Source organism: Kitasatospora sp. NPDC059803 (assembly GCF_042732255.1).
Classification (GTDB): Bacteria; Actinomycetota; Actinomycetes; order Streptomycetales; family Streptomycetaceae; genus Kitasatospora.
In genome coordinates this window covers 1,912-12,082 of sequence record NZ_JBHWIJ010000262.1, presented here as the reverse complement: position 1 = coordinate 12,082, position 10,171 = coordinate 1,912, and the positions used below count along the sequence as shown (strand labels likewise).

At 74.4% G+C, this 10,171-nt stretch carries 8 protein-coding genes; 4 read left to right on the top strand and 4 right to left on the bottom strand.

Features of this window, described 5'->3' with window-relative positions:
- Positions 1-150 precede the first annotated feature (150 nt).
- Positions 151-1,092, top strand: coding sequence for an SDR family oxidoreductase (locus ACFV6I_RS30905; protein WP_380428843.1), 942 nt, complete (start codon positions 151-153; stop codon positions 1,090-1,092).
- A 153-nt stretch (positions 1,093-1,245) separates the two neighbouring features.
- Positions 1,246-2,946, top strand: coding sequence for a DUF885 domain-containing protein (locus tag ACFV6I_RS30900; RefSeq protein ID WP_380428841.1), 1,701 nt, complete (start codon positions 1,246-1,248; stop codon positions 2,944-2,946).
- 53 nt (positions 2,947-2,999) lie between these two features.
- On the opposite strand, the gene nadE is transcribed toward ACFV6I_RS30900, so the two are convergent.
- From nadE to ACFV6I_RS30880, 4 genes are all read right to left on the bottom strand, one after another.
- Positions 3,000-3,833: an ammonia-dependent NAD(+) synthetase gene (nadE, locus tag ACFV6I_RS30895; RefSeq protein ID WP_380428839.1), complete on the bottom strand. Its 834-nt coding sequence runs from the start codon at positions 3,831-3,833 to the stop codon at positions 3,000-3,002.
- Between the two features lie 110 nt (positions 3,834-3,943).
- Entirely contained in the window at positions 3,944-5,860 is a 1,917-nt protein-coding gene (gene ftsH, locus ACFV6I_RS30890; RefSeq protein WP_063350386.1) for an ATP-dependent zinc metalloprotease FtsH, read from the bottom strand.
- 116 nt (positions 5,861-5,976) lie between these two features.
- A complete protein-coding gene (locus ACFV6I_RS30885) occupies positions 5,977-6,636 on the bottom strand; it encodes a DsbA family protein (RefSeq protein ID WP_380428837.1) in 660 nt (219 codons plus the stop codon).
- Positions 6,637-6,652: 16 nt separating this feature from the next.
- Entirely contained in the window at positions 6,653-8,239 is a 1,587-nt protein-coding gene (locus ACFV6I_RS30880) for an alpha/beta hydrolase (RefSeq protein WP_380428846.1), read from the bottom strand.
- 244 nt (positions 8,240-8,483) lie between these two features.
- Here ACFV6I_RS30880 and ACFV6I_RS30875 point away from each other — a divergent pair, with 244 nt between their 5' ends.
- Both ACFV6I_RS30875 and ACFV6I_RS30870 read left to right on the top strand, forming a co-directional pair.
- Entirely contained in the window at positions 8,484-8,864 is a 381-nt protein-coding gene (locus ACFV6I_RS30875; protein ID WP_063351622.1) for a PadR family transcriptional regulator, read from the top strand.
- Entirely contained in the window at positions 8,861-9,466 is a 606-nt protein-coding gene (locus tag ACFV6I_RS30870) for an HAAS signaling domain-containing protein (protein ID WP_380428835.1), read from the top strand. Before ACFV6I_RS30875 ends, ACFV6I_RS30870 begins: the two co-directional genes overlap by 4 nt.
- The last annotated feature ends 705 nt before the right edge of the window (positions 9,467-10,171 follow it).

Here is a 10,171-nt window from a genome sequence, read left to right as displayed (position 1 = left end):
CCGAGCGCGCGCGCGCGCGCGCCCCGCCCCGCGCGCGCGCCCCCGCCGCCCGCCCACACACACCCCCCCCCGCCGCGGGGGGGCGCCCGCCGGCGCCCCCGCCCCCCCCCCCCACAGTCGTCGGCGGACATGCGGACAGGGAGCTTGCGGATGGCACAGGCAGCAGGGGCGGCACGGGCAGCAGGGGCGCTGGACGGTCGGATCGCCCTGGTCGCGGGGGCGACCCGGGGCGCCGGGCGGGGCATCGCGGTGGAGCTGGGCGCCGCCGGGGCGACGGTGTACGTCACCGGGCGAAGCACCCGCGAGCAGCGCTCGGAGTACGGCCGGCCGGAGACCATCGAGGACACCGCGGACTTGGTCACCGCGGCCGGCGGCCGGGGCATCGCGGTGCCGACCGACCACCTGGTCCCGTCCCAGGTGGCCGCCCTGGTGCAACGGATCGACGCCGAGCAGGGCCGGCTGGACGTCCTGGTCAACGACATCTGGGGCGGCGAGAACCTGTTCGGCTGGAACGTCCCGGTCTGGGAGCACGACCTGGACGACGGCCTGCGGCTGCTCCGCCTCGCGGTGGAGACGCACGCCGTCACCAGCCACCACGCCCTCCCGCTGCTGCTGCGCCGCCCGGGCGGCCTGGTCGTCGAGATGACCGACGGAACCGCCGAGTACAACCGCGACACCTACCGGAACTCGTTCTTCTACGACCTCGCCAAGGCCTCCGTGCTGCGGATGGCCTTCGCGCTCGGCCACGAGCTGGGCCCGCGCGGCGCCACCGCCCTGGCGCTCACCCCCGGCTGGATGCGCTCGGAGATCATGCTGGAGCACTTCGGCGTCACCGAGGAGAACTGGCGCGACGCCCTGGCCCGGGAGCCGCACTTCGGCATCTCCGAGAGCCCGTACTTCGTCGGCCGGGCGGTCGCCGCCCTCGCCACCGACCCCGAGGTCTCCCGCTGGAACGGCGGGTCGGTGTCCAGCGGGCAGCTGTCCCTGGAGTACGGCTTCACCGACCGCGACGGCAGCCGGCCGGACTGCTGGCGCTACCTGGTCGAGGTGCAGGACGCGGGCAAGCCGGCCGCGCCGGAGGGCTACCGCTGACGGGGCGTCGGCGGCGGCGCCACCGGGCGCCGGGGAGAACCCCTTTCCCCGCGCCGCGTATTGACCGCGCCGCCACCGACTCCGAATAATCGGCGCCACCGGGGCGCCCAGGCAACCCTCGTCACTCTGACCACACCGGACCGGGGAGCGCCCATGACCGACCAGCCGCACCACGACGAACCCACCGCACTCGCCGCCCCCACCGCACTCGCCGCCCTGGCCGAGGAGTACTTCGCCGCCGAGAACGCCCACGCCCCGTTCGACGCGACGCTGAGCGGGGTCGAGGGCTACGCCCACGAGGTGCCCGACCCGTCCCGCGCGGCCGCGCTGCGCCACCGGGACGCGCTGGCGGGCTTCGGGGCGCGACTGGCCGCGATCCCGGTGGACGCGCTGGCCGGCGAGGACCTGGTCACCCACCGCGTGCTCGGGCGGCTGATCGACAACGGCACCGGCCGGATCACCCACGGACTGGGCGACTTCAGCATCTCGGCGACCATCACCGCACCGCAGAACGAGGCCTTCACCTCGCTCGCCATGACCTCCGTCGACCAGGAGGGCGCCGACGCCTACCTGGAGCGGCTGGCCGGCCTGCCGGGCTACTTCGACGCCGCCCTGCAGCTCCACCTGGACGCCGCCGCCGAGGGCCGCACGCCGCTGCGCAGCGGCGTCGACGCCGCCCTCGACCAGCTCGACGCCTACCTGGTCGCCAACCCGGACGACGACCAGCTGCTGCGCGCGCTGCAGGGCCGCCCGGAGTTCGACCGGGGCCGGGTGATCGTCCGCGACGGCGTGCGCCCGGCCGTGGCCCGCTACCGGGCCGGCCTGGCCCAGCGGCTGGCCGCGGACGCCCGGCCGGACGACCGGGCCGGGGTCTGCCACGTGCCCGGCGGCACCGAGGGCTACGCCGACGCCGTCACCCGCTACACCCGGCCCGGGCTCACCCCGGAGGAGGTCCACCGGATCGGCCTGGACACCCTGGCGGGGCTGCGCGAGGAGTTCGCCGAGCTGGGCGGCAGGGTGCTCGGCATCACCGACCCCGACGCCGTGCTGGCCGCGCTGCGGGAGGACCGCGCGCTGCGCTTCGGCAGCGCCGAGGAGATCATCGCCCTGGTCGACGAGGCGCTGGAGCGCGCCCGCCGCGCCTCGGCCGACTACTTCCGGGCCTACCCGATCGCCGACTGCGTGACCCGGGAGATCGACCCGATCGAGGCGGAGACCGGGCCGCTGGCCTACTACCAGCCGCCGGGCCCGGGCGGCCTGCCCGGCACCCACTGGATCAACACGCTGCGCCCGCAGACCAGGTTCAGGTACGAGTACGAGGCGATCGCCTTCCACGAGAGCGTGCCCGGGCACCACCTGCAGATCGCCGTCGCCCAGACGCTGCACCACCTGCCGGAGTTCCGGCGCCGGCCGAGCGGCCAGCTGACCGCCCACGTCGAGGGCTGGGGCCTGTACACCGAGCGGCTCGCGGACGAGATGGGGCTGTACAGCTCGGACCTCTCCCGCTTCGGCATGCTGTCGCTCGACGCGCTGCGGGCCGTGCGCCTGGTCGTGGACACCGGGCTGCACCACTACGGCTGGTCCCGGGAGCGGGCGATCGCCTTCATGCGGGACAACACGGCCACCACCGAGGCCAACGTCCGCAACGAGATCGACCGCTACCTGGCCTGGCCGGGCCAGGCGACCGCGTACCTGATCGGCCGCCGGGAGATCGTCCGGCACCGCGAGCGCGCCCAGGCGGCGCTGGGCGGCCGGTTCGACATCCGGGAGTTCCACCACGAGCTGATCGGGCACGGCAGCCTGCCGCTGGGAGTGCTGGACACGCTGGTCACGGACTGGATCGCGGCGCAGTAGGGCCCGCCGCTCCGACGGTGCGCGCACCGCGCACCGTCAGGCCGGTTCGGCTGCTACGCCGGGGTGACGGGCGGGCGGCGCTTGTGCTCGGTGCGGCGGTAGTGGCCGAGGACGGTACGGAAGACCTCCTCGCTCACCGGCCGCTCCTCCAGGAAGTCGTCCAGGGCCTCGTAGGGGACGCCGAGGGCGTCCTCGTCGGGGCGGCCGGGGGCGAGGGTCTCCAGGTCGGCGGTGGGGGTCTTGTGGACGAGGTCCGCCGGGGCCCCCAAGGCCTCGGCCAGGGAGCGGACCTGACGCTTCGTCAGCCCGTCCAGCGGCATCACGTCTGCGGCGCCGTCACCGTACTTGGTGAAGAAGCCGACGGCCGCCTCGGCGGCGTGGTCGGTGCCGACGACCAGGCCGCCGGTGGCGCCCGCGACCGCGTACTGGGCCACCATCCGCTGGCGGGCCTTGACGTTGCCGCGGACGAAGTCCTCGTGGGAGCGGTCGGCGAAGGTGAGGCCGGCGGACGTCAGCGCGTCGAGGGCTGCGTCGGTCGCGGGCCTGATGTCGACGGTCAGGGTCCGGTCCGGCCGGATGAAGTCGAGTGCGCGGCGGGCGTCCACCTCGTCCGCCTGGGTGCCGTAGGGCAGCCGCATGGCGCAGAACTCGGCCTGGTGTCCGGCGGCGCGCAGCCGGTCGACGGCGAGCTGGCAGAGCCGCCCGGCGGTGGTGGAGTCGACGCCGCCGCTGATGCCGAGCACCAGCGTGCGGGCGCCGGCCGCCCGGAGCTGGTCGGCGAGGAAGTCGGCCCGGCGCTCGGCCTCCTGCTCGGGGCTGGGGACGGGGGCCACCCGCAGGGTGCGGGCGATCTCCCGCTGGAGGTCGGCGGACAGGGGTTCGGTCATATCGACTCCCGGGTGAAGGTGACACGGTGGGTGCCCGCCCTGGACGCTACCAGCGGGTTCCGCGCGTTCGACGAGGTGGTGGCGGTGCTGCGGCAGGCCGGGGCGAGCGCCTACGCGGGGTGCCGCAGGATGTCGAGGACGACGGCGCCGTCGACGGTCTCCTGGGCGACCAGCAGAGCGGCCAGTTCGTCGAGGTGGTGGCGGTGTTCGCGGAGCAGGTCGACGGCGCGGCGTTCGGCGCGGCGCAGCAGGCGGGCCACCGCCTCGTCGACGGCACGCTGGGTCTGCTCGGAGTACGGGCGGCGGAACAGGTCCTCGGGGCCGTCGCCGAGGTAGTTCGGGGAGCCGCTGGAGTAGCCGACCGGACCGAGTTCCGGGGAGAGGCCGAATTCGCGGACCATCCGGGTGGCGACACCGGTGGCGTGGGCGAGGTCGTTGGCGGCGCCGGTGGAGCCCTCCCCGAAGACCACCAGCTCGGCCGCCCGCCCGCCGAGCTGGACGGTGATCAGGTCGATCAGGTAGCCCTCGGTGTACAGGTGGCGTTCCGCTTCGGGGAGTTGTTCGGTCGCGCCGAGGGAGACGCCGGCCGGGAGGATGGTCACCTTGGCGACGGGGTCGGCGTGTTCGCACAGCGCGGCGGTCAGGGCGTGCCCGGACTCGTGGACGGCGACGGCGTGGCGCTCCTCGGGCAGCAGCGCGTTGGAGGAGTCCCGGCGGCCGAGCAGGACGCGGTCGCGGGCGGTGTCGAGGTCGTCGGCGGTGAGGGTGGCGCGGTCGGCGCGGACGGCGTTGATGGCGGCCTCGTTGACCAGGTTGGCGAGGTCGGCGCCGGAGAAGCCGGGTGTGCCGCGGGCGATGCGGTTCAGGTCGGCATCGGGGGCGAGGGTCTTGCCGCGGACGTGGACGGCGAGGATCGCGGCCCGTTCCGCCTGGTTGGGCAGCGGGACGGTGACCTGGCGGTCGAACCGGCCGGGGCGCAGCAGGGCCGGGTCGAGGGCGTCCGGGCGGTTGGTGGCGGCGATGACGACGATGCCGGTGGTCGGGTCGAAGCCGTCCATCTCGGAGAGCAGCTGGTTGAGGGTCTGTTCGCGTTCGTCGTTGCCGCCGAGCCGGGTGCCGCCCGCGCGGCGGCCGCCGACGGCGTCGATCTCGTCGATGAAGATGATGGACGGCGCGCGTTTGCGGGCCTCGTCGAAGAGGTCGCGGACGCGGGAGGCGCCGACGCCGACGAACATCTCGACGAAGCCGGAGCCGGTCACGGAGAGGAAGGGCACTTCGGCCTCTCCGGCGACGGCCCGGGCGAGCAGGGTCTTCCCGGTGCCGGGCGGGCCGACCATGATCACCCCGCGCGGGCCCTTGGCGCCGGCGGCGGCGTAGCGTTCGGGGCTGCGCAGGAAGTCGACCACCTCGCTGACCTCCTGCTTGACGCCCTCGTACCCGGCGACGTCGGCGAAGCGGGTGGCGGGCCGCTCGGCCTCGATGATCTTGGCGCGGGAGCGGCCGATGGCGCTCAGGCCGCCGCCGAGCGAGCGGGCGGCCATCCGGCCGGACCAGAGGAACAGCCCGCCGAAGAGCAGCAGCGGCAGGAACAGCAGCAGCGTCGACCAGATCGAGCTGCCGCCGCTGTGGCTGGCGGTGATGTCGACGTGCTGGCCGGCCAGCTCGCCGCTGAGCTGGGAGGTGTCCAGGGCGGTCGGGATCTGGCTGGTGAAGTGCGTGCCGTCCTTGAGGGTGCCGGTGACCCCGCCGGTGTCGGTGATGTCCACGGTCTGCACCTGGCCGGCGCCGACCCGGTTGAGGAAGTCGGTGTAGCCGTAGTTGGCGCCGGTCGAGCCGGAGCGCGAGAACAGGATGAGCAGCAGCAGGGTCACCAGGACGGCGACGGGCAGCAGCCAGCGGCGCATCGCGGGCGGGGGCGGCTTGGGCGGCGGCGGGCCGCCGGGGGTGCGGGGCCGCTCTGGGCCCCCGCCCGGGGGCGGCGGGGTCGCGGGGTGGCGGGCGGCGCGCAGCCGGATTCGGGTGATCATCCGCGCCCACCACCTCTCCGCCGCCGGGCCTTCCCCCTCCATGGTGGGGCGAGAAGGGCCCGGACGGGAGGTCCAGGACGAACCGGCCGGCCCCGGCGCGGGGGCCGGCGGCGCCGTCAGGAGAAGTCGAGCGAGCCGGTCCGGGTCCGCTTGAGCTCGAAGAAGTTCGGGTAGCCGGCCAGCAGCCGCACCCCGTCGAAGACCCGGACGGCGTCCTCGCCGCGCGGGATGGCGCTCAGCACCGGGCCGAAGAAGGCGACGCCGTCGACGTGGATGGTCGGCGTGCCGACCTCCTCGCCGACCGGGTCCATGCCCTCGTGGTGGCTCTTGCGCAGCGCGACGTCGTACGCCGTGCTGTCGGCCGCGGCGGCGAGCTCCTCCGGCAGTCCGGCCGCGACCAGGGCCTCCCGGATGACGGCGTCGTCGGCGGGCCGGTCCTGGTCGTGCAGGCGGGTGCCGAGTTCGGTGTACAGGTCGCGCAGCACGTGCTCGCCGTGCTGTTCGGCGGCGGCGATGCAGACCCGGACGGGGCCCCAGCCGGTGGTCATCAGGCGCTGGTAGCGCTCGGGCAGGTCGGTGCGGCCCTCGTTGAGGACGGACAGGCTCATCACCCGGAAGGTGAGGTCGAGCTCGCGGTGGCGCTCGACCTCACGGATCCACCGGGAGGTGATCCAGGCGAACGGGCAGATCGGATCGAAGTAGAACTCGACTTTGGTGGTCACGGTGAAGAGCCTAGACGCCGAGTGGACCGCTTTCCAGGGCCAATCGATCACCATTGCGGTGGGCCACTTCTCAGCTGCAGGTCTTCCCGTCGGCCGGCACGGTGCCGTCCAGCAGGTAGGTGTCCACGGCCTGCTTCAGGCACGGGTCGCCGGTGTTGTAGCCGCCGTGGCCCTCGCCCTGGAGGGTGACGTTGACGCCGACGCCCGGGCCGAGCTGCTGCGCCATCGCGTGGGCGCCCTCGACCGGGGTGGCCGGGTCGCCGGTGGTGCCGACCACCACGATCGGGGCCGCGCCGGCGGCCGAGACGTCCGGGTGGTCGGCCTTGCCCGGCACCGGCCAGCCGGTGCAGCTCGTCAGGCCCCAGGCGGAGTAGGGGCCGAACACCGGGGAGGCGTCGCGGAACTGCGGCAGCTGCTGTTCGACGTCCTGGTCGGAGTAGCGCTGCCGGGCGTCCACGCAGTTGATCGCCCGGTTGGCGGCGCTCAGGTTGGTGTAGCGCCCCTGCGGGTCGCGCCCGAACATCGCGTCGGAGAGCTGGAGCAGTGTGTTGCCGGTGCCCTGCTGCATCGCCTCGGTGAGCCCGGCGGCCAGGACGGGCCAGGTCTCCTCGCTGTACAGGGCGGCGGCGATGCCGGTGACGGCCAGGGTCTCGGTGAGCTGCCGCCCGCTGGTGGTGGGCAGCGGGGACTGCTCCAGCTTCTGCAGCAGCGCCGTGACCGCCGCCGTGCCCTCGACGCCGCCGGCACCCGTCGGGCAGACGGCGGCCTCCTCGGCGGCGCAGGCCTTCATGAAGTTGTCGAAGGCGAGCTGGAAGCCCTTGGCCTGGCCGAGCGCGGACTGCTGCGGGTCCTTCGTCGGGTCGACGACCGAGTCCAGGACGATCCGGCCGACCTCCTGCGGGAACAGGTGCGCATAGACGCCGCCGAGCTGGGTGCCGTAGCTGATGCCGAAGTAGAAGAGCTTCTGGTCGCCGAGCACCTGCCGCATCAGGTCGAGGTCGCGGGCGGCACTCTCGGTGTCCACGTAGGGCAGCACCGGACCGGAGTTGTGCTCGCAGGCGGCGGTGAACTGCGCGTTGCTGGTGTCCAGCGCCTTCACCGCGTCGGGGGTCCCGGGGGTGTTGTCGATTGCCAGGCTGACGTCCATCGCCTTGTCGTCCAGGCAGCTCACCCCGGCGCTGGCGCCGACCCCGCGGGGGTCGAAACTCACCAGGTCGTAGCGGGCGTTGAGGGAGGCGTAGTCGGCGGCGAGGGCGGGCAGCGTGGCGACGCCGGAGGCGCCGGGGCCACCGAAGTTGAACAGCAGCGAGCCGATCCGGTGCTTCTCGTCCTTCGCCCGGCTCCGGATCATGGCCAGGTCGATGGTCTCGCCGTCCGGCTTGCCGTGGTCCAGCGGCGCCTTGAGGGTGGCGCACTGCCAGTCACCGGCGGGCGCGGTGCCGCTGCCCTGCGCGGGGCTGGGGGCCGGGCAGGCCTGCCAGTCGAGCTGCTGGGCCGCGAGTCCGGTCGCGGACGCGGCGGGTGAGCCGGGCGAGCCGGCCGGGGAGGTCGGCGCGGGCTCGACGGCGGAGCGGGCGTCGCCCTGGCAGCCGGCGGCACAGGCGAGCAGCAGCGCGGCCAGGCCGAAAGCGCCGGCGCCGCGGACGACGGTGTGCATGGAGCGGTCCACCTCTCGGGTTGCCGGGCGCGCCCCGGCGGACAGCGGGGCGGCGTACGCCCCGGCGCTCGGCACGGTCAACGCACCACAGACCCTAGGGGCGGTGGTGCGACTGCGCCCGCCGGAAGGGCCGGTGGAGGGGCGTGCGGCGGTCCGGCTGCCACCCCGCCGTCCGGGTGAGGTCGCTCCCGTGGCCCTCGTCCGGACCGCCCACTACCTGGCGTCGCATGCTATCTTGCATCGCATGGTACCTGGCATCACACACCACGACGGCGACGCCGGCGCGGCCGACGGGCCGGTGGCGACGCAACTGCGCAAGGGCGTACTGGAGTACTGCGTCCTGGCGCTGCTGCGGGACGGCCCCCGGTACGGGGTGGAGCTGCTGCAGGAGCTCGGCCGGTTCCCGATGCTGGCGACCAGCCAGGGCACCATCTACCCCCTGCTGTCCCGGCTGCGCCGGGCCGGCCTCGCCGACACCTTCCTGCGCGACTCGGCCAGCGGCCCGTCCCGCCGGTACTACACCCTCACCGACACCGGCCGCAGCGCACTGGAGGAGTTCGCCACGCTGTGGCCCGCCTTCCGCGAAACCGTCGACCACGTCCTGGCCCCGGGAGAGAACCCGTGAACAACCCCATCGAGCACCCCCTGGTCCGCGCCCACCTGGCCGCGGTCGCCCGGTACACCGCTCCGCTGCCCGAGCCTCGCCGCCGCGAACTGCTCGCGGACCTGCGCGAGCACATCGAGGTCTCGCTCGCCGAGTGCGACCCCGCCGACGAGGCCGCCGTCCGGCGGGTCCTGGAGCAGCTGGGCAGCCCCCGGCGGATCGCCGACGCCGCGCTCGACGAGGAGGGCGGCACCCGACCGGAGCCGGAGAGCCGCGGCCGCACCGCCCGCACCCTGGTCTTCGCGGTGCTGCCGGTTCCGCTGTCGTTCGTCCCGGCCATCGGGCCCCCGCTCGCACTGGCCGCCGCCGTCATCGCCGCGAGCAGGGTGTGGCGGTCCACGCAGTGGAGCCGCCGGGAGAAGCGGCTGGCAGCCCTGCTGCTGCTCTCCCCCGTCCTGGTCACTCCGCTGGCCGGCATCGCCGCCGCCGTCGTGTCCCCGTTCGGCCTGACCGCGACCGCCGTCCTCGCCGCCTGCGTGGTGGGCTTCTGCCCCGCCCTGCTCGCGGCGTTCCTCCTGGCCCGCTCCGCCGCCCGGCTGCGCAACGCCGCACTCACGGCCTGAACCGGCTTCACCAAAGAACACTGACGTTTCGCCGGCCCCCCCTGGTGATGCCGGAGGCCGCCCCCATGTACAAGGGGGGCGGCCTCCGCGCGTCGGAAGCTCGCGCTTGCGCGCGCCTCTGCCCGGCGGCTAATGTCTTACCTGTTTCTCACCATCAAATCCCTTTTCGGCCAAGGCCGTTCATACGGTTAACGAAAACCCGCATACAGTGTGCGGACCTGGGGAACCCGAACCGCCACCCCCTCCGTCTGGGGGCTTTTCCATTACGCGGGAATCAAGGCAACTCACTTTACCGTCAGGCTCGTTGACCCCGTTCTCCGGCGGCTGCTTTGCTTCTCGGCGGCCGAGGCGGGCCTGTTTCCCCCCGGTGATCCGTTGTGCGGCGGGTCATCCAGGCGTTCCACCGCCTCCGGCCTCTCCCTGTCCTTCGCGACCACCCGTCACCCACCGGTGCCCGGGCGGTCGGCATGAGAGAGGCAACCCTCACATGGGCCGAACCCCCACGTTCCGTCTCGCCGGACGGGCGGCGCTCACCGGCGTCGCCGCGCTCGCCCTCGCGGCGGCCGGCTTCACCGCGGCACCCGCCCAGGCGCAGCCCGACGACGCCGCCCCCCCCCCGGCGGCGGGGGACCACCCCGAACCGCCCCGCGCCGGGCCCCCGCGCCGCCCCCCCCCCCCCCCCCCACCCCCCCCCCCCCACAACCC

Bases quoted from the DNA above. Each gene is read 5' to 3' on its own strand.
- ACFV6I_RS30900 (WP_380428841.1), top strand. From the start codon at position 1,246: ATGACCGACCAGCCGCACCACGACGAACCCACCGCACTCGCCGCCCCC.
- ftsH (WP_063350386.1), bottom strand. From the start codon at position 5,860: ATGATCACCCGAATCCGGCTGCGCGCCGCCCGCCACCCCGCGACCCCG.
- ACFV6I_RS30880 (WP_380428846.1), bottom strand. From the start codon at position 8,239: ATGCACACCGTCGTCCGCGGCGCCGGCGCTTTCGGCCTGGCCGCGCTG.
- ACFV6I_RS30875 (WP_063351622.1), top strand. From the start codon at position 8,484: ATGGTACCTGGCATCACACACCACGACGGCGACGCCGGCGCGGCCGAC.
- nadE (WP_380428839.1), bottom strand. From the start codon at position 3,833: ATGACCGAACCCCTGTCCGCCGACCTCCAGCGGGAGATCGCCCGCACC.
- ACFV6I_RS30905 (WP_380428843.1), top strand. From the start codon at position 151: ATGGCACAGGCAGCAGGGGCGGCACGGGCAGCAGGGGCGCTGGACGGT.
- ACFV6I_RS30885 (WP_380428837.1), bottom strand. From the start codon at position 6,636: ATGGTGATCGATTGGCCCTGGAAAGCGGTCCACTCGGCGTCTAGGCTC.